The 18,121-nt window shown below is 71.2% G+C and carries 19 protein-coding genes; 4 read left to right on the top strand and 15 right to left on the bottom strand.

The window, feature by feature from the left end; all coding sequences use genetic code 11:
- Positions 1–38: 38 nt before the first annotated feature.
- Positions 39–1,079: an acyltransferase family protein gene (locus ACK4SC_RS07690; RefSeq protein ID WP_409616798.1), complete on the bottom strand. Its 1,041-nt coding sequence runs from the start codon at positions 1,077–1,079 to the stop codon at positions 39–41.
- 17 nt (positions 1,080–1,096) lie between these two features.
- Here ACK4SC_RS07690 and ACK4SC_RS07695 point away from each other — a divergent pair, with 17 nt between their 5' ends.
- Entirely contained in the window at positions 1,097–1,903 is an 807-nt protein-coding gene (locus ACK4SC_RS07695) for an SDR family oxidoreductase (RefSeq protein ID WP_409616800.1), read from the top strand.
- Here the strand turns inward: ACK4SC_RS07695 and ACK4SC_RS07700 are convergent.
- Positions 1,887–3,380: an MFS transporter gene (locus tag ACK4SC_RS07700; RefSeq protein ID WP_409616802.1), complete on the bottom strand. Its 1,494-nt coding sequence runs from the start codon at positions 3,378–3,380 to the stop codon at positions 1,887–1,889. The two genes, ACK4SC_RS07695 and ACK4SC_RS07700, sit on opposite strands and share 17 nt — an antisense overlap.
- Positions 3,381–3,429: 49 nt before the next feature.
- On the opposite strand from ACK4SC_RS07700, the gene ACK4SC_RS07705 reads away from it, so the two are divergent.
- Positions 3,430–4,131 carry a uracil-DNA glycosylase gene (locus ACK4SC_RS07705; protein WP_409616804.1) on the top strand — a complete coding sequence of 234 codons (702 nt, stop codon included), beginning with the start codon at positions 3,430–3,432 and terminating at the stop codon, positions 4,129–4,131.
- A 24-nt stretch (positions 4,132–4,155) separates the two neighbouring features.
- The gene (locus tag ACK4SC_RS07710; protein ID WP_409616806.1) at positions 4,156–4,749 is read left to right on the top strand and encodes an N-acetyltransferase family protein; all 594 of its coding nucleotides are present in this window, start codon (positions 4,156–4,158) and stop codon (positions 4,747–4,749) included.
- Here the strand turns inward: ACK4SC_RS07710 and ACK4SC_RS07715 are convergent.
- From ACK4SC_RS07715 to ACK4SC_RS07725, 3 genes are read right to left on the bottom strand one after another with little or no spacing between them, the layout of a single operon-like run.
- On the bottom strand, positions 4,712–5,335 hold the full coding sequence (locus tag ACK4SC_RS07715) for a TetR/AcrR family transcriptional regulator (RefSeq protein WP_409616808.1): 624 nt from the start codon (positions 5,333–5,335) through the stop codon (positions 4,712–4,714). The genes ACK4SC_RS07710 and ACK4SC_RS07715 overlap by 38 nt on opposite strands.
- Positions 5,332–5,709 (bottom strand): DMT family transporter, encoded by a 378-nt coding sequence (locus ACK4SC_RS07720; protein ID WP_409616810.1) that lies wholly within the window; start codon positions 5,707–5,709, stop codon positions 5,332–5,334. Before ACK4SC_RS07720 ends, ACK4SC_RS07715 begins: the two co-directional genes overlap by 4 nt.
- A gap of 56 nt (positions 5,710–5,765) precedes the next feature.
- Positions 5,766–6,428: a hypothetical protein gene (locus ACK4SC_RS07725; protein ID WP_409616812.1), complete on the bottom strand. Its 663-nt coding sequence runs from the start codon at positions 6,426–6,428 to the stop codon at positions 5,766–5,768.
- A gap of 114 nt (positions 6,429–6,542) precedes the next feature.
- Here ACK4SC_RS07725 and ACK4SC_RS07730 point away from each other — a divergent pair, with 114 nt between their 5' ends.
- Positions 6,543–7,997, top strand: a complete 1,455-nt coding sequence (locus ACK4SC_RS07730; RefSeq protein WP_409616814.1) for an amidase — start codon at positions 6,543–6,545, stop codon at positions 7,995–7,997.
- 22 nt (positions 7,998–8,019) lie between these two features.
- Here ACK4SC_RS07730 and ACK4SC_RS07735 read toward each other — a convergent pair whose 3' ends face one another.
- The 10 genes from ACK4SC_RS07735 to ACK4SC_RS07780 form a co-directional block, all read right to left on the bottom strand.
- On the bottom strand, positions 8,020–8,679 hold the full coding sequence (locus ACK4SC_RS07735; RefSeq protein WP_409616816.1) for a hypothetical protein: 660 nt from the start codon (positions 8,677–8,679) through the stop codon (positions 8,020–8,022).
- Positions 8,676–9,506 carry an SDR family NAD(P)-dependent oxidoreductase gene (locus ACK4SC_RS07740; RefSeq protein ID WP_409616818.1) on the bottom strand — a complete coding sequence of 277 codons (831 nt, stop codon included), beginning with the start codon at positions 9,504–9,506 and terminating at the stop codon, positions 8,676–8,678. The genes ACK4SC_RS07735 and ACK4SC_RS07740 overlap by 4 nt, the downstream gene beginning before the upstream one ends.
- A 72-nt stretch (positions 9,507–9,578) precedes the next feature.
- Entirely contained in the window at positions 9,579–11,018 is a 1,440-nt protein-coding gene (locus tag ACK4SC_RS07745; protein ID WP_409616820.1) for a dihydrolipoyl dehydrogenase family protein, read from the bottom strand.
- A gap of 41 nt (positions 11,019–11,059) precedes the next feature.
- Entirely contained in the window at positions 11,060–11,845 is a 786-nt protein-coding gene (locus ACK4SC_RS07750; protein ID WP_409616822.1) for a crotonase/enoyl-CoA hydratase family protein, read from the bottom strand.
- Between the two features lie 87 nt (positions 11,846–11,932).
- A complete protein-coding gene (locus tag ACK4SC_RS07755) occupies positions 11,933–12,736 on the bottom strand; it encodes an arginase family protein (RefSeq protein ID WP_409616824.1) in 804 nt (267 codons plus the stop codon).
- Positions 12,737–12,740: 4 nt separating this feature from the next.
- Positions 12,741–13,862, bottom strand: a complete 1,122-nt coding sequence (locus tag ACK4SC_RS07760; protein ID WP_409616826.1) for a DUF418 domain-containing protein — start codon at positions 13,860–13,862, stop codon at positions 12,741–12,743.
- The gene (locus ACK4SC_RS07765; protein ID WP_096422102.1) at positions 13,859–14,599 is read right to left on the bottom strand and encodes a PspA/IM30 family protein; all 741 of its coding nucleotides are present in this window, start codon (positions 14,597–14,599) and stop codon (positions 13,859–13,861) included. Before ACK4SC_RS07765 ends, ACK4SC_RS07760 begins: the two co-directional genes overlap by 4 nt.
- A 105-nt stretch (positions 14,600–14,704) precedes the next feature.
- On the bottom strand, positions 14,705–15,511 hold the full coding sequence (locus ACK4SC_RS07770) for a hypothetical protein (protein WP_409616828.1): 807 nt from the start codon (positions 15,509–15,511) through the stop codon (positions 14,705–14,707).
- Positions 15,504–16,022 carry a sigma-70 family RNA polymerase sigma factor gene (locus ACK4SC_RS07775; RefSeq protein WP_409616830.1) on the bottom strand — a complete coding sequence of 173 codons (519 nt, stop codon included), beginning with the start codon at positions 16,020–16,022 and terminating at the stop codon, positions 15,504–15,506. The genes ACK4SC_RS07770 and ACK4SC_RS07775 overlap by 8 nt, the downstream gene beginning before the upstream one ends.
- A 134-nt stretch (positions 16,023–16,156) precedes the next feature.
- Positions 16,157–18,082, bottom strand: coding sequence for a phosphoenolpyruvate carboxykinase (GTP) (locus ACK4SC_RS07780; protein WP_409616832.1), 1,926 nt, complete (start codon positions 18,080–18,082; stop codon positions 16,157–16,159).
- Between the last annotated feature and the right edge of the window lie 39 nt (positions 18,083–18,121).

Consider the following 18,121-nt stretch of genomic DNA (forward strand, 5'->3'; position numbering starts at 1 on the left):
GCAATGGCCGGCGACACACGCCGTAACCCGGGCGCCGCTCAGCGTTTGGCGCTGAGGAGCCACCCCACCCGTGGCTCGATGATGGGGCGCGTCAGCCATCGCACGGGGCGACTGGCCAAGAGCACCGTGAGGGCGACAGACCCGACGACGAGCCCCAGGAACCACACCCACGCGGGGGCGCCGACACCCGTCAGGTCGCTCTGCCGCAGGGCATAGAGGGGGAACGTGTGCAGCAGGTAGACGTACATCGTGTGGGTGCCAATCCACGTGAACGGAGTCACCGTCCGCGGCACGAGAGCCAGCATGCTGAGCGTGAGCAGCACGCCGAGGCCGATGACAAGCAGGCGCACGACACCGGCCCACCACTCAGTAAGCCCGAGGGCCGAGTAGGGGTCGGCGTAGAAGAGGATGCGCCCCGCGCCAATGGAGCCGAAGAAGTCGGTGCCGATGACCGCGATGGTCGCCACCGTGCCGAACACGACGGCAGCGACGGCCCGGGTCACGATGACAACGGGGTCGAACCGGTCGCGCTCGAGCCACCGGGTGCGCCCCACCACGTCGGTGTACGCAAGCCACCAGCCGAGCGTGAAGAACGGCAGCAGCCCAAAGAGCCGCGACAGCGAGAACGTCGTGTCGACGCTGTCGACGTACCCCACCCCCACGGACAGGAGGATCGTGACGACGAGCGGCCAGCGCAGGCGCGCGAGGACGGGAAGCACCATGCGGAAGATCGCCAGGGCGAGCAGGAACCACAGGGTCCACGATGGGGAGGCCGGGTCGAACGTCGTGCCACCGGTGACGAAGAAGCGCACCACCGTCCAGATCGTCTCGACGATGAGGTATGGCACCAGCAGGTCGGTCACGATGCGACCCCACTGCTTCCTGCCCGGCTCCGCGCGGCTGAAGTATCCGGCCAAGAGTGCGAACGCCGGCATGTGAAAGGCGTAGATGACGAGGTAGAGCGCGTAGGACGGCGCGTACTGACTGTTGAGCGGTTGGATCGCGTGACCGATCACGACGAGGGTGATGGCAACAGCGCGGGCCGTGTCCCAGTAGGGGGTGCGGGTCGTCGTAGGCACCGCGTTAGCCTACGAGCATGAGCGACCCCACCGCCCCTCCTCGTCACGCCCTCGTCACCGGAGCCTCCAGCGGCATCGGCGAGGCCACCGTCCGGCGACTCGTCGACGCTGGCTGGCACGTCACGGGGGTCGCCCGGCGGGCCGACCGCCTCGCGGCGCTCGCCGCCGATTCAGGATGCTCGGTGCACGTTCTGGACGTCACCGACGACGCCGCCGTGGCCGGCCTCCCCGACGTGCTGCGAGCATCCGCCGCAGCGGGTGCCCCGCCGGTCGATGCCGTCGTGCTGAACGCGGGCCTGGCGATCGGGGTGGATCCGGTCGTCGAGGCCTCGGCGGCCGACTGGGCGCGCATGTTCGACGTTAACGTGCTCGGAGCCCAGCGCATTATTCGCGCGCTCATGCCGACGCTGCGCGCCGCTGCCCGCGAGCGCGGGAGCGCCGACATCGTCGCGGTCACGTCGACCGCGGGTCAGCGCGCCTACGAGGGCGGGGCCGGCTACTCGGCGTCCAAGGCGGGGCTACGCATCATGATGGACGCCCTGCGCCTCGAGCTCGCGGGGGAGCCCGTGCGCGTGATGCAGGTGGCGCCCGGCATGGTGCGCACCGACGAGTTCACGCTGAACCGGCTCGGGGGCGACGCCGAGCGCGCGGCGGCGCTGTACGACGGCGTCGAGCGTCCGCTCACCGCTGACGATGTTGCCCGGGTGATCGTCGACGCCCTCACCCTGCCCGCGCACATCAACGTCGACGAGTTGACGCTGCGGCCGGTCGCCCAGGCCGCCCAGCACAAGCTCGTGCGGGGTCCGCTCAGCCCTCGCCAGTAGCGCCCGTGCCCGGTGCGTGCGCTGCGGCCTCGGCCGCCTCGTCAACGATCGGATCGCGGAAGGCGAGCTTCGGCACGAACACGAGCAACACCGCGCCGATTAGGGCGGTGCCGCCGCAGATCGCGAACACGGTCAGGTAGCCACCGTAGGTTCCGGCCGTAGCGACGACCGACTGCGTGCCGACGTAGACCACGACGATGGCAAAGATCGCGCTCGCAAACGACCCGCCGATCGTCTTTGTCGTGTTGGTGAGCCCGGCGGCAATGCCTGTCTGCCCGAGCGGGGCGGCGGCGGCCGCAGCGGCGGGCAGCGCCGCCACCAGCGCACCCGAGCCGAGCCCGGCGATCACCATGTTGGTCGCCACCTGAACCGGGGTGTAGTGAAGCGGCAGGAAGAGCAGATAGCCGGTGGCCACGAGGCTCGTCGCGATGATGAGGGCGACCCGGGGAGACAGGCGCCGCGCCGTCGCGGAGAAGAGCGCGGCCCCGGCGATCATGCCGATCAGGTAGACGCCGATGATGGTCGAGATGTCGCTCGCCCCGAGTCCCAGTCCGTAGCCCGCCTCGACGGGTGTTCCGGCGAAGGTTGCGAGCGGCGCCTGGGCGCCCAACACGCTGATGCCGAAGAGCCCGGCAACCAGCTGAACGGGCCACATCTCGGGCCGGCGAAGCATCCGCAGGTCGATCGCCGGGTCGGGGTGGCCGAGCACCCAGCGCCCGAAGGGGTACAGCAGCGCCACCCCGATCGCGATCACCAGGTAGACCCACACCGCCTCCGGCCCGTTGATGCGGAGGAACGCGAGCCCGCTCGTGATGGTCATGAGCGAGAGCGTGAGCAGCACGAAGCCCACCGTGTCGAGCCGGCGCCCGGCGACCGGCGTCGACTCGGGCACGCCGAAGAGGATCACGAAGAACGCGATGGTCACCGCGATCGCGGGCACCGCGAGGGTCAACGGCACGTTGCCGTCGAACGCGTCGAAGATGCGCCCGCCGCCGAGCGCACCCGCGATCGCGCCCGCCTGCAGGGCGACGACGAGCAGGCCTGCCGCACGCCGGGTCTGCGAGGGGCCGCGGCCCGTGGCGCGCCCACGGTCGAAGATCAGGGCAACCTCGAGCGGTAGCCAGACGACGTAGAAGCCCTGCAGGGCCCAGGCGAACAGGAAGCTCCAGAAGTCGGCGGCGACGACGAGCCACCAGCTCGCTCCCGCTGTCAGGACGGTCGAGATCAGCAGCACCTTCTTGTGCCCGATCATGTCGCCGAGCTTCGCGAGAATCGGCACGACGAGCGCGCTCAGCAGCAGCTGAGCGGCCTCGAACCAGTTGAACTCGGGGTCGTTGATGTCGAGATACCGGGCGAGGTCGGGAATCAGGGGGATGTAGTAGCCCTGGATGATGCCGCTGACGAACTCGACGAAGAACAGGTACCCGACGAGCCCCGCGGTGATCGCGCCGGACTTGCCGGCCAGCGTCGTTGCCATGGTCGCGATGCTAGCCCGCGGGATGCCCGGGGCTCGGTAGCGTAGGCCCGTGCGCGTCCCCGACATTCTCGCCCCGCTCGGCGGTCTGGGTGACGGCTGGGCCGAGGCGCTTGACACGGTGGAGCCGCAGTTCGACGACACTCTGGCGGCAATCGCTGCCCGGCTCGATGCCGAGGCCGCGGCGGGCCGCGAATGGTTGCCGGCTCCTCAGCGTGTGCTGCGCGCGCTGACCGTGCCGCTCGCCGATGTGCGGGTGCTCGTCATCGGCCAGGACCCGTATCCGACGCCCGGCCACCCTGTGGGCCTCGCCTTCGCGGCCGATCGCGCCGTGCGGCCGCTGCCGCGCAGTCTCGCGAACATCTACCGCGAGCTCGCCGACGACGTGGGGGTCAACCCGCCGCCGCACCCCGACCTCTCACCGTGGTCCGAGCGCGGCGTGCTGCTGCTCAACCGCGTGCTCACCGTCGAGGCGGGCCTCGCCGGGTCGCACCGCGGCCTCGGTTGGCAGCGCGTTACCGACGCCGTTGTGCGCGCCCTCGTCGCGCGCGGTGGGCCGCTCGTCGCCGTGCTCTGGGGGCGCGATGCGGATGCGGTGCGCCCGCTGCTGGGCGCCGTCCCGGTGATCGCCAGCGCGCATCCGAGCCCCCTGTCGGCCCGCCGCGGGTTCTTCGGCTCGCGCCCGTTCAGCCGGGTCAACGCGGCGCTTGTCGCGCAGGGGGCGCCCCCGATCGACTGGGACATCGCGCCGTAACACGCGGACCGTAGGCTTACCGCCATGCTCGAGGAGGAATACCAGCAGCGCCGCCGGCTGCCGCGCCACCTGCGCCCGGCACCCGAGCCGGAGCCGGAGTTCGGCTTCACGCTACGCGACGCCGTGGCCGCCGACCTGCCGGCGATCCGCGAGATTTACAACCACTACGTGGCGAACTCGACCGTCACGTTCGACGAGCAGCCCTGGACGTTGCCCGGCCTGAAGAAGAAGTTCGCGCACCTGCAGAAGCTTCAGTACCCGTTTCTCGTGGCGGAGTCGCCGCGCGGCCAGCTGCTCGGCTTCGCCTACGTCTACCCCTGGAAAGAGAAAGCGGCCTACCGCTACACGGTCGAAAACTCGATCTACCTCGCGCCCGCCGCTACCGGCCGCGGGCTCGGCAGGGCGCTGCTGGGCGAGCTCCTGGAGCGAGCGGCCGACGCCGGTGTGCGGGAGGTGGTCGCGGTGATCGCCGATCAGGGGGCCGAGAGCTCGATCCGGCTGCACGAGTCGTTCGGCTTCACTCAGACCGGGTCGATGGGCCGCGTCGGCTTCAAGTTCGACCGCTGGCTCGGCATCGTGCTCATGCAGAAGTCGTTGCGCTCGCGCCGTCGGCGCTGAGCGGGGCGAGGGCGGCGCGCACGGCCGCTCGCACGTCGGCGGGGTCGTGTGGCTCGCCCCGCCACAGCATGCGCAGGATGAGCCCGTCGAGCGCGAGGGCGGCGGCGCGGATGCGCGCAGCACGGTCCGCCGCATCGTCCGGCAGGGCCGTGGCCAGGTCGCGCTCGAGCAGGGTATACCAGTGCTCGGCGTCGTCGCGCAGAGCCGGCCGACGGGTGGCGAGCAGCAGAAGCTCGTAGTGAGCGACCGCGGTCGAGCGCTGATCGATTGCGTAGCGGCGTATGGTGCTCGCGGCAGCGGTCACGTCGCGGGCATCGATGGGGCCGATCGTGGCGTCGTAGTCAGCGATGCTGCGCCGCAGTACCGAGACGAGCAGCTCGTCGATATCGGCGAAGTAGTAGGTGGCGGCCGATGTTGCGAGCCCCGCCTCGGCGGCGACGGCCCGGTGCGTGAGCGCCGCCGGCCCGTCGCGCTCGATCACCCGTAGGGCGGCGTCGAGCAGGGCGTCGCGGCGGGCGCGCCCCTTGGCCGTCAGTCGCGGCGCATCGGGAACAGCCGTCGGCGCCGCGTCACGCGCGGGGCTCACGCCTTCGGCAGCGCGGCCGGGGCGCTGAGCCCGCTCGCGGTGGCGGCCCCGTGCTCGCCGGTCAGCTCGACGAGGGCGACTCCGGCAATGATCAGGGCGATGCCGACGAGCTGGCCGATCGTCAGCGTCTCGCCAAACACGAGCCAGCTGACCCCCGCGACCAGCGCGACCCCCATTCCGGCCCAGATGCCATACGCGGTGCCGAGCGGCACGCCGCGGCCGAGCGAGAGCGAGAGCAGCGAGAACGCGGCGATGTACCCGACCACGACGATGGGAAAAGCCCACCAGACGACCCGCTCGCCGCTCGTGAGCTTCAAAAAGCTCGTGGCGATGACCTCGGCGACGATGGCGCCGGCCAGATAGATGTATCCCATGGTTCCCTCTCCGCAATTCTGGAACAAATGTACCAAAATTGCGCGCGAGAGGCGGGCTACTCGATGGCGCCGTAGGCGACGCCGCGTAACTCCTCCGTCAGCAGGATGGCCTCGTCGAAGCCGGTCTGACCCCCGAGTGAATTGAGCATCGAGAACCAGGCGTCGTTGGTGATCAGGTTGTAGATCGCCGGAGGTCCGCCCGCGTCGCCGATCAGTCCGAAGGCGAGGGACGAGTCGTCGCGGTCGTAGCTGATGTAGCCCTGCGCGATGAGATCCTCGATCGTCTGGGCGCGCGTCGCCGCGTTCAGCGGCGCGACGCTGAGCAGGATCGTCGACAGGTCGACGCCCTCCTGGCCCCACACGCAGCTGATGCCGCCGACGAGCTGCTCGGGCGTCTCGTCGAAGAAGAATTCATCGCCGTAGATGCTGCCCGGGCCGCCGAGAAGCTGCAGGTTCTGTGCCTCGAGCGACGCGACGCGGTCGGCCGGGAGAATCTGCGTGCAATCGGTGGGCATGGTGAACACGAGCTCAGGCTCCGGTTCCGGTTCCGGTTCCGGTTCCGTGATCGGTTCGGGTTCCGGCGCCGCCGTCGGTTCGACGGTGGGCTCCGGCTCGGCGGCGGGCTGGTCGGCGCAGGCGGAGAGGCCGACCGCGAGGAGTCCCACAGCGGCAAGGGCGGCGAGGCGGGCGCCGCGGCCATGGCGGAAAGCAGTCACCATGGCGTGAATGTATCAGCGCAAACAGAGCGCGAACGAAGCCGATCGGGCGTCAGGCGAGCCGGGCATCCTGTTCGTTGCCGAATTGATACAGCGCGGCGCCCGTAGGCTGACACGGTGACCGCGCTGCACGAGTTGACCGCCCTGGACCAGTGGACGCTCATCCGCCGCGGCGACGTCGCGCCGCGCGAGCTTGTCGACCACTATCTCGCCCGAATCGAGCGCCTGAACCCGACGGTGGGAGCGCTGACCGTCGTCGCCGCCGACCGTGCGCGCACCGCCGCGGCGCGCCTCGCCGACACGGTGAACACGGCCGCGCCGCTGTACGGCCTGCCCATCGTCGACAAAGAGCTGACCGCCCGCGCCGGGCAGCGCACAACGTACGGCTCACGCCTGTTTGCCGACAACGTGCCCGAGGTGTCCGATGAACTGAGTCGGCACCTGGACGAGGCGGGAGCCATCAGCCTGGGCGCGAGCGCGGCCCCCGAGTTCGGGCTTCCGTCGTACACCGAGTCGCGGCTCGCTCCGCCCGCCCGCACCCCGTACGCACTCGATCGCGGTGCGGGCGGGTCGAGCGGCGGGGCGGCTGCCGCCGTGGCCGCGGGCCTCGTTCCGTTCGCGCCGGGTTCGGACGGTGGAGGCAGCATCCGTATTCCCGCAGCCGCCTGTGGAATCGTCGGCCTGAAGCCCTCGCGTGGCCGGGTGCCGGCCGCGAGTGGACTCGCCTCACTCGCCGGCCTCGTCGTGGCGGGGCCGCTGGCCCGCACGGTCGCCGATGCCGCGCTGCTCTTCGACGCGCTGGTGAGTGCGGCACCGTGGCCATTCGCCACGCGCGCGGCCGGACCTGCCGGGGAGGGGCCGTTCCTCGCGCAGGCCGTGCGAGGCGAGGGCCGCGTGCAGCTCGGCGTTCTGACCGACAGTCCCTGGCAGCTCGACTACGACCTCACCATCGCGCCCGAGGCTCGCCACGCGCTCGGCCGAGCCCTCACCGAGTTCGATGCCATCGGGCACGGGATCGACGAGATCGACCTCGGACCGAGCGACGACTGGGCCGGTTACCCCGAGGCCTTCCGCGCCGTGTGGATGGCCTCCGCCGCCGGAATCCCCGCCCGCAGTGAGGCCGACCTCGCCCTGCTGGAACCACTCACGGCATGGCTCGTGGCGCGTGGCCGCGAGCTCCCGGTCTCTCGCCTCACGGAGGCGTTGGCGTGGCTGAGCGGGTTCGAGCGCCGCCTCATCGCCCGGTTCTCGACCGTCGACGTGGTCATCACCCCCGCGCTCGCTCTCACGCCGCGCCCCATCGGCTGGTACGACGCCGAGGATGCGGAGCGCAACTTCGCCCAGCAGGTGCAGTACACGCCGTGGACCAGCATGGTCAACGTGGCGGGCCTTCCGGCCATCACGGTTCCGATCGGGGTCAGTCGCGAGCGGGACGGTGAGTTGAGCGATCGACCCGGACTGCCCATGGGCGTTCAGCTGATCGGTCGCCCCGGGGGTGAGGGCACCCTGCTGGCCGTGGCGGCGCAGCTCGAACGACGACTGCGGCTGCCGGTCGCTCCCGTGCTCGACTGACCGCGCGGTCGGCGGTGCGGGCCTAGGGCGCGCTCAGTTGCGCGCCGGCGTCGACGGTGAGGGGCTCAGCGTCGCCCCCGAAGGCCTCGGTGGCGATGAGGAGCCCGTCGACGATGAGGTGGGCTTCGCTGTACGGGAAGTCGCCCTCCACCTCGAGCGTGTAGAGCTGCCCGCTCAGGGCCGACGTGACGGTGAACCCCGCCGTGTCGGTCAGGTGCTCGTCGAGGAAGGCGGCCGTCGCCTCATCGATACGGATGATCGTCGTCGTCGATCCGCTCTCGCTGAACGGCAGGATCCAGCTGCAGCTCACCCGCTCCATCGCCCCCTGCAACAGTGCGATGAGCACGGCGTCGCCGCTGCCCCAGCCACCGGCACCCGCCGCGGCCGTGTCACCCAGTGACTCGCGACCCTCGTCGGTGAGCTCAGCGACGAGCTCGTCAGAGTAGATGTCGTCACACGTGGGCAGCGGAACCCGGTCAGTGGCCTCCCCGTCGCCATCAGGCTGCGTGCCGTCGGCGCTCGGTGAGGGCGATGCGGCCGGCGCATCGGGAGACGAGGGGAGCGCGTTCGGATCTGGCCCCGCGCATCCGGCCAGGGCCAGAAGGGTCGCGGCGGCGAGCGCGATCGCTCGAGCGTGAGCGGTCTGACGGGTGCGTGCGGTGGGGCGCGCAGGGTGGCTCATGCGGTGTCTCCGGTGGGGATCTTGCTGCCGAACCGCTCGCTAACCGCCTCGAACAACTCGTCGCCGAGTCGCGTGTCGGTGGCCGAGCGGTGAGTCGCTCCCCAGGGTGTCAGACCGTCGAAGTAGGTGCCGTTCGGCACGCCCAGCTCGGGGGTGTCCACGAGGTGAACGAGCGGTGCGGCACCGGCCTCGACGCTGATCTGTAGCGGAGCAGTCAGCGACTGGATGAATCGCGCGCTCGACGACTCGGCGCCGAAGCCGCTGCGCACGTATCCGGGATGCACGGTGACGTTCTCGAGACCCGTGCGGGTCGCGAGCGCTCGCGCATAGAGGATGACCCCGAGCTTGGCGGCAGCGTATGGCTTCCACCCGCCGCGGTACGGCCGACGATCGAAGTCGAGGTCGTCGATGCGGAGGCCACCGAGGCGGTTCATCACGCTCGAGGTGTGCACGATGCGCGCGCGTGACTCGGTCAGTCGGGGCAAGAGCAGCTCGGTCAGCAGAGCGCCCGCGAGCAGGTTGCGCTGCAGCGTCGCCTCGTGGCCGTCAACCGTCAGCGCCCGCTGCGGCACGAGCCCCCCGGCGTTGTTCACCAGCACGTCGATGCGTCCGAACCGGCCGAGCAAGGACTCGGCGAGGGAGCGCACGTCATCGAGGCGGTCGAAGTCGGCAACGAAGGGCACCGCGCCGATCTCGGCGGCGACGTGGGCGGTGCGCTCGGGGTGGCGGCCGGCAACCGCGACCTGCCATCCGCGCCGGACGAGTTCGCGCGCCGCCTCAGCGCCGATACCGGCGCTCGCCCCCGTGATCACGGCGGTACGGCTCATCTAGACCACGTCCATGCGCCCCATACTGGCAGGAATCCCCGGCCCCCGCATGTCGGCTTTCGACAGGGGTGGTCAGGAGGGTCTGCCGAGCTCCTCCAGCAGGCGCAACCAGATCTCGCTGGCCGTGGGGTAGGCGGGCACCGCGTGCCACAGCCGGGCGATCGGCACCTCGCCCACGATCGCCACGGTCGCCGCGTGCACCAGCTCGGCAACGTCGTCGCCGACGACGGTGAAGCCGACGATCACGTCGCGGGCGGCGTCGACCACCAGGCGCGCCTGACCCTCCGCACCGTCGCGGTGCACCGCCACCCCGGCCACGCGTCCGAGTGGGTAGTCGACGACGCGGGTCGTGATGCCCGCGTCATGCGCCTGACGCGCGGTCAGCCCGACGCTGGCGACCTCGGGGGCGCTGAAGCACACCTGCGGAACGGCGCGATGGTCGGCGGTGGCGACGTGGGTGCCCCAGGGCGCGTCATCGACCGGGCGCCCGGTCGCGCGCGCGGCGATCGCGTCACCGGCAGCCCGCGCCTGATACTTGCCCTGGTGGGTCAGCGGCGCGCGCATGGTGGCGTCGCCGGCTGCGTAGAGCCAGTCGGTGCCGGCGACGAGCATCGTGTCGTCGACGGGCAAAGGCTCGCCCGCACGCAGGCCGTCGAGCCCGAGCGAGTCGAGCCCGATGTCGCCCGTGCGCGGGGTGCGGCCGGTCGCGACAAGGAGCTCATCGGCCTCCACGGTGTCTCCGCTGTCGAGCGTCACGTGCACCCGTCCCGAGGGGTCCCGCACCACGCGCGTCGTCGTCGCCTGCGTCAGGACGCGGACGCCGGATTCCTGCAGGCGGCGGGCGACCGCGTCACCCGCGAAGTCTTCGAGGGAAGCGAGGAGGCGACCGCGTGCGATGACCGTCACCGAGCATCCGAGCGCGCCGTAAGCGGTGGCCATCTCGACGGCCACGATGCCGCCGCCGATGATCGCGAGCGAGCCCGGCACCTCTTTCGCGCTCGTCGCCTCGCGGCTCGTCCACGGCTGCGCTGCGACGAGGCCGTCGATGGGCGGGATGCTCGCCCCGCTGCCCGTGCAGACCGCGACCGCGTGGCGGGCGGTCACCCGCCGCGTCGCGCCCGCCACGTCAGTGATCACGACCGTGCGCGCGCCGTCGAGCCGCGCGTGCCCCCGCGCGAGGTCGATGCCGGCCTTGTCGACCCAGCGCACTTGGCCGCTGTCGTCCCAGTGCGCGGCGAAGGCGTCGCGGCGTGCCAGCACGGCGGCCACGTCGAGACGTGCGCCCGCGACGGCCTGGGCCGCCCCGTCGACCGCGCGGGCCGCCTCGAGCGCGGCGGCCGGCCGCAGCAGCGCCTTGGAGGGCATGCAAGCCCAGTAGGAGCACTCGCCGCCGACCAGCTCGTGCTCGATCAGCACGGTGCGCAGGCCTCCCTGCACCGTCCGGTCGGCGAGGTTCTCGCCCACGGCGCCCGCGCCGATCACGATGACGTCGTACTCGGTTTCGCTGCTCACGGGCGTCTCCCTTCGGGCCGTCGTCTCGGCGCGTGCGCCGGTCAGCGGCCGATGAAGTGGGGCGTTGTGCGGGTCATGAACGCTTCGACGCCGATGCGAGCGTCCTGCGTCTGCATGAGCCGCACGAGTTCGCCGGGAAGGCGTTGGGCTGCTGCACTCTCGCCCTCGGCGACGGCAAGGCGGGCGTTCGCGAGGGTCGCCTGCACCGCGAGGGGGGCCTGAGCGGCGATGGTCTGCGCGATCGCGGTGGCGCGCTCGAGCTGCGCGCCCGGTTCCACCACCTCCTGCACGATGCCGATACGGTGCGCCTCGTGCGCGTCGAAGCGGTCGCCCGTGAGCATCCACCGCATGGCGTTACCCCAGCCGGCCTGCGCGGCGAAGCGGGTCGTCGCGCCGCCGAATGGCAGGATCGCGCGGGCGACTTCCAGCTGCGCGAACACGGTGTCGGAGGCGGCAACGACGATGTCGCTCGCCAGCGCGAGTTCGATGCCGAGGGTCAGACACGTGCCCTGTACGGCGAGCACGACGGGCTTCGAGACCCGGGTGCCATCCATGCCCCACGGGTGAATTCCGCCCTCGGGAACCATGTCGAGCCCGCTCGCGCCGATGCGCGGGGCGATGTCGGCGAGGTCGAGCCCCGACGTGAAGTGGTCGCCGTGGGCGTAGACGACGCCCACGCGCAGCTCGGGGTCGCGGTCGAGCTCGCCGTACGCGAGCGCGAGTTCGCTGAGCAGCCGGTGGTCGGCGGCGTTCATCTTCTCGGGGCGGTTCAGACCGATCACGAGCAGGTGGCCGTCGCGGTCGACGGTGACGCGAGGTTCAGACATGTCAGCAGGCTAGTGATCGGAACCCGCTCGCCGGCGAATCCTGTGGCATCTGCTCAGCCGGTACGCCACTCGGGCGCGGGTTTGTTGTCAGTCGGCGCTGAGCGCCGCGATGATGCGCAGAATCGTCGACGACTCGTCGGCGAGCAGTTCGGCGTCAGCATCGGCCGCCGGCGCGTACTCGGTGAGCCCGGCACCGCCGAGCGGCAGCGCGGCGCGCGCGGCGCGCACGGCGCCGAGGAGCGCGTCCAGGCTGAGCCCGAATGGTTCGGCGAAGCCGACGCTCGCCATGATGGCCGGGTCGAGGACGTCGAGATCGACGTGCACGTAGAGCACGGCGTCGTCGCCCGCCCGCGCGGTGATGGCGTCACCGACCGCGTCGGCCGTCAGCGTCGGAATACCGAAGCGGTCGGCGGCCTCCGCCTCGGCGTCGTCGAGGGCGCGCACCCCGAGCATCACGACGTCGGCGGGCGAGACAAGGCCGGAATCGATCATGTCGCGCAAGACCATGCCGTGGTATGCGCCGCTCGGGCTCGTCTCGGGGGTGTTCAGGTCGGCGTGGGCGTCGGCCCACAGCAGCACGACACGGCCGCGTCGCGCCGCGCGCTCGACGCCCGCGTACTCAACCCCGCAGTCGCCGCCGATGACGACGGCGATCTCGCCGTGTTCCAGGTCGGCGAGCGACTTCTCGGTTCGCTCGCGGGTGAGACGAATCGAACTGAAGCGGTGGATGCCCGTTCCTTCGGCGTCGCCCGCTTCGAGCGGCACCTCGACGATGTCGGTGGCCCGGGCGGGCAGGTCGGCCGCGATCGCCTCGGCCCCCTGCTGCAGGCGCATGGCCCGCGCGGCACCCGAGCCCTGCCACTGCGGTACAACGGTGAAGCGACGCATCATCCGCTCAGTCTGGCACCGTCGCGCGCCGCGCGGGGGAGCCGGCCACGAGCATCCCGATCTGCGCCAGCGCGTACTCGAGCGGGCCGCGGCGCCCGAGGCGCTCGGCGACGAGGGCGAGGACGGCGCTTCCGATCAGCAGGGCCGCGAGCATCCACCATCCGTCGGGGGCGCCGTAGGCGCCGGCCGGGCCGATGTCGGCGACGGCGGCGACGAGGGCAATGACCAGCACGTGAAGGGTGTAGATCGTCAGGGGCATGCGGCCGATCGCCGTCAAGGGTGCGAGCACCACGCGGGCGATGGTTGCCACGCGAGCCTGCCCGTCGCACAGCAGCAGAGCGGCGCCGATGACGGCGATGGCGAGCCCTCCCGAGCCGAGCAACTCAGCGGGGGTCACCGAGTGGGCCTCGGCGGTGACGCCGGGAAGGAAGAGCCCTGCACCGTAGCCCGCCAGTGCGGCGGCGAGCCCCGCGGTCACCATGACGAGCCGGGTCAGGGTCGACGACAGGTCGCTGCGCTGGGCGATGAGGCCGGCGCAGAGCAGCGGCAGCCACAGCAGGGCGGGGTAGTAGCCGGTGAGGAACGCGTCGGCCAGCACCGACGCGGGGTTCTGGGCGAGGTCGAGCGCGCGGTCGACCGGGCTCGTCGCCGAGTAGAGCACGTACGGCGGCAGTGCATCGGTCAGGCTCACGAGCAGCGGGCCGAGCGCCAGCAGCGCTGCGCCCACGATCGCGAGCACCACGCGGTTGGCGAACAGCAGCGGCACCATCAGCAGAAACATCAGCCCGTAGGCGTCGAGGATGATGGCGATGTTGGTCGGTAGGCTCCACAGCCACAGGCCGAGCAGCATGAGCAGCAGCGCGCGAATAGCGAGTGACGCCCGCGCGCGTCCCCGAGACACGCCAGTATTCTCGGGGTGCTCGGCCGCGCGGGTGGGGGCGAGCAGGCCGAGAGACAGGCCGGCCAGCACGGCGAAGAGAATCGACGGCCGACCGTCGACGACGAGTTCCGCGTCGGTGGTTCGCGGAATCACGTGCGCGGCGATCATGCCGACGATCGCGAGCCCGCGGGCCGCGTCGACGCCGGCGAGCCGCCGCGGTCGAGCGCTCGTCGCCCCGCCCGCCGTCACTGACCGTCGGTGAGCTGCGCGGGGCCGCCGCCCGCCTTCAGTGCGGCCAGGCGCGCCTCGATTTCGGTCTGCGTGCTGACATCCTCGAGCGCCTCGAACTGCGCATCCAGAGTGGATGCGGCGAGCTCCTGGCGGCCGAGCACACGGGCCTCCTCGCGGCGGATCTTCTCCTCGAAGCGGCCCAGCTCGCTCGTCGGGTCCATGATGTCGATCGACTGCACGGCGTCCATGACCCGCGACTGCGCCTCGGCGATCTTCGCGCGCGCCACGAGCTCGTCGCGCTTGCCGCGCAGCTGCTCGAGCTTCATCTTCATGCCCTCGAGCCCGCTCTTCAGCTGCTCGACCACGGCCGTCTGCGACTGGATCGTCGGCTGGGCGGCGCGGGCCTGATTCTCGCTCGCGAGCTGCTTGCCGAGCGCGACCTTCGCGAGATTGTCGAACTTGTCGGCGTCGGCCGCGTTGCCCGCCGCGCGGAACTCGTCGGCCTTCGCGCTCGCGGCGACCGCCTTGCGGCCCCAGTCCTGCGCCGTCGCGACGTCTTCGGCGTAGTCCTGCTCGAGCAGTCGCAGGTTGCCGATCGTCTGCGCGATCGCCGCCTCCGCCTCCTGGATGCTTGCGGTGTAGTCCCGCACCATCTGGTCGAGCATCTTCTGCGGGTCCTCGGCCTGATCGATGAGGGCGTTGATGTTCGCCTTCGCGAGCTGGGCGATGCGGCCAAAGATGGACTGCTTCGTCATGGAGGGGCCTTTCGTGAGGGTCCTGGTGCGCCCGCCGCGGCGTCGCGCGGGCGGCGGAACGATTCTTCCACCGCGCGCGCCCGCGCGTCGAGGATTCGCCCGTCTCTAGGGAAGAACCAGGGATGCTCGCGGCGAGATCACGACGACCGAATCGCTCACCGGCTCGCCGCCCGCGGTCTGCCGCACGTCGAGCGCGGCCACGACCTCGTACGCGCCCGGCTCGGCGAGTGGGGATTCACCACGGATGCTCGCCTCCGGGTCGGTGCCCCCGCAGTCGACGAGTTCGAGCCCCCCCGTGTAGTGGACGGACTCGCCGGGGTCGAGCGTCGGCACGAGCGCGGCCGCGTCCATGCCCACGGTCGACCACACGACCACGCCGTCGCGGGCGAGCCCGACGACGAGGTGCGTGGCGGTCAGCAGCTCGAGGCGCTCGTCGGAGACGTTGGTGAGGGTGCCGGTGACGGTCAGTTCGCCGTCCCGGGCTGAACTCCCGTCGAGCGGAGCGAGCTCGAGACGGAGCCGATCGTCACCCGAGTGCCCCACCGGGGGGAGGGGCTCGCCGCAGCGCAGTACGTCCCACTCGGTTTCACCGTCGCCTTGACCCTCGGCCAGCTCTTCTCCCGCGTGGGGGCTGGCGAACGGTTCCGCCGCGCCGCCCGACGTATCGTCGCCACCGCGGTCACTCGCGATCAGCGAGCCGTCCGAGCCGATGAGTCCGGGCATCCCGGCGATCGCGACGCCGCCAAAGCCCGCGACGAGCGCGACCGCGGCCGCACCCACCCCCAGCTGGGCGGGCAGTCGGCGGCGGCGCGCGCCGCGCGCGATCGCCGCCGCATCGAGCGGGATCGCGGGGCCGGAGGCGTCCTGCGCATCGGCGCGCAGCATCCGTTCGATGTTCTCGTGGTCAGACATGGGGCAGCTCCCTTCGAGCGTCGTCGAGAGCAGCAGCAAGCTTCGCGAGGCCGTCGCTGAGGTAGCGCTTCACGGCCCCCGAACTAATGCCGAGGGCGCGGGCGATGTCGTCGACCATGAGGTCGCCGTAGTAGCGGTGCACGATGCACGCACGTTCGCGGGGGCTCAGCCGGTCGAGGTGACCGCGCATATCGAGCCGCTCGTCGGTCGCACCGCCGGCTGCGGGAACCGCGTCATCGGTCACCAGCAGGTGCGCTCGCTGTCGAAACCGGGTCGCCTTGCGCCCGGCGTCGACGTACGCGCTCGCGATCGCCTTGCGCACGTAGCTTTCCGCCGTCTCGACGTCGAAGCCGTTGCGCAGCCGGCCGAAGGTTTTCTCCAGCGCGGTCTGCACGAGGTCGGCCGCGTCGTCACGATTGCCGCACAGCATGACGGCATAGCGCGTGAGCGCGTCGCCCCGCAGGGCAACGAGCTCGGTGAGAACGGCCTCCCAGCCCGCCGTGCGCGCCACTCGCCTCCCTCCACCGTGCGTGTCGCGTGAGTGTTGCTCTCACCGTGTCAGACGAACGGCAGATCGGAAACGTTGGGGGCGGCCCGCCGCAATGTTCGCGGCGGGCCGCCCCGCATGTTCCGTGTCTCGGTCGACTACGCCGTGGTCGACTCCGTTTCGCGCTTCGCACGGATGCGCGAACGCAGGTGGCTCAGCTGGTGCCGCAGCTCGGCGGGCAGCTTGTCGCCGAAGGTGGCGAAGAAGCGCTCCACGTCGTCGGCCTCCGCCTCGAGTTCGTCGGTGTCCATGTGGAACAGCTCGGCGAGGTCCTCCTCGGGCAGGTCGAGCCCCGCGACGTTCAGCTCTCCGGGGCGGGGGATGCCGCCGAGCGGGGTCTCGTCGACGCACGCTTCGCTCTCGAGGCGGGCGACCATCCACTCGATGACGCGACCGTTCTCGCCGAATCCTGGCCACAGGAACTTTCCGTCGGCGTTCTTGCGGAACCAGTTGACCTGGAACACGCGCGGCACGCGGGCCGAGCGGCGCAGACGCTTGCCAAAGTCGAGCCAGTGGGCGAAGTAGTCGGCCATGTTGTAGCCGGCGAACGGCAGCATCGCGAACGGGTCGCGGCGCAGCTGCCCGACAGTGCCCTCGGCGGCCGCCGTCTGCTCAGACGAGATCGTGGCGCCCATGAAGACACCGTGATCCCAGTCGCGCGCCTCTACCACCAAGGGCGCGAGAGCACGTCGGCGGCCGCCGAAGATAATGGCGTCGATGACGACGCCCTCCGGGTCGTCCCAGGTGTCCGCGATGGACGGCGCCTGGTGAGCGGCCACGGTGAAACGAGAGTTGGGGTGCGCGGCGGGGCGGCCCGAATCGGGTGTCCACTCTTCTCCACGCCAGTCGATGAGACGCGCCGGGGGCGTGTCGGTCAGCCCCTCCCACCAGACGTCGCCGTCCTCGCGAAGCGCCACGTTCGTGAAGATCGTGTTGCCCCACAGCGTGTCGACGGCCGTGCGGTTGGTTGACAGGCCGGTGCCGGGGGCGACGCCGAAGAAGCCCGCCTCGGGGTTGATGGCGCGCAGACGACCGTCTTTCCCGATGTGCAGCCAGGCGATGTCGTCGCCGATCGTCTCGACCGTCCACCCGGGGGTGGTGGGGGTGAGCATCGCGAGGTTGGTCTTGCCGCACGCGCTCGGGAAGGCGGCGGCCATGTGGTAAACCTTGCCGGCCGGTGAGGTCACCTTAATGAGCAGCATGTGCTCGGCCAGCCAGCCCTCGTCGCGCGCCATCGCCGAGGCGATGCGGAGGGCGAAGGCCTTCTTCGCGAGGATGGCGTTGCCGCCGTAAGCCGAGCCGTACGACCAGATTTCGCGTTCTTGCGGGAAGTGCGCGATGTACTTCGTCTCGTTGCACGGCCACGGCACGTCTTGTTGACCCGACTCGAGCGGCGCGCCGACCGAGTGCACGGCGGGAACCCACGAGGCGCCGCGCGCGATCTGCGCGAGGGCGGCCGACCCCATGCGGGTCATGGTGCCCATCGAGACGACGACGTAGGGCGAGTCGGTCAGCTGCACGCCGTAGCGGGTCATCGTCGAGCCGATCGGGCCCATCGCGAACGGCACAACGTAGAGCGTGCGGCCGCGCATGCTGCCCGTGAACAGCGGCTCCAGCTCGGCGCGCATCTGCTCGGGCGCCATCCAGTTGTTCGTGGGGCCGGCGTCCTCTTCGCGCTCGGAGCAGATGAAGGTGCGCTCCTCAACCCGTGCCACGTCGCGCTCGTCAGAGCGGGCGAGGAACGAGTACGGGCGGATGTCGGGGTTCAGCTGCGTGAGGGTGCCGGCGGCGACGAGTTGCTGCAGCAGGGCGTGGCGCTCGCGGGTGCTGCCGTCGACCCAGTGAATCTGGTCGGGCGTCGTGAGGCGAGCGATGCGCTCGACGAAGGCGACGACGTCGGCGGGCCGCTCGGCCTCGAGCAGGGCCGGCGCACTGGATGGAGTAGCTGCGCCGGTGGGCGCCTCCGGGCGAGCGTCGGGGGTCCGGTGCGGGGCCGTCGTGCGCGGGCGGTCGAGCAGCGTCATGAGAACGTCTCCTTCGGTGCGACTGATTCGTGTCGTGTT

This window comes from Microcella sp. (genome assembly GCF_046293215.1).
Taxonomy (GTDB): domain Bacteria; phylum Actinomycetota; class Actinomycetes; order Actinomycetales; family Microbacteriaceae; genus Microcella.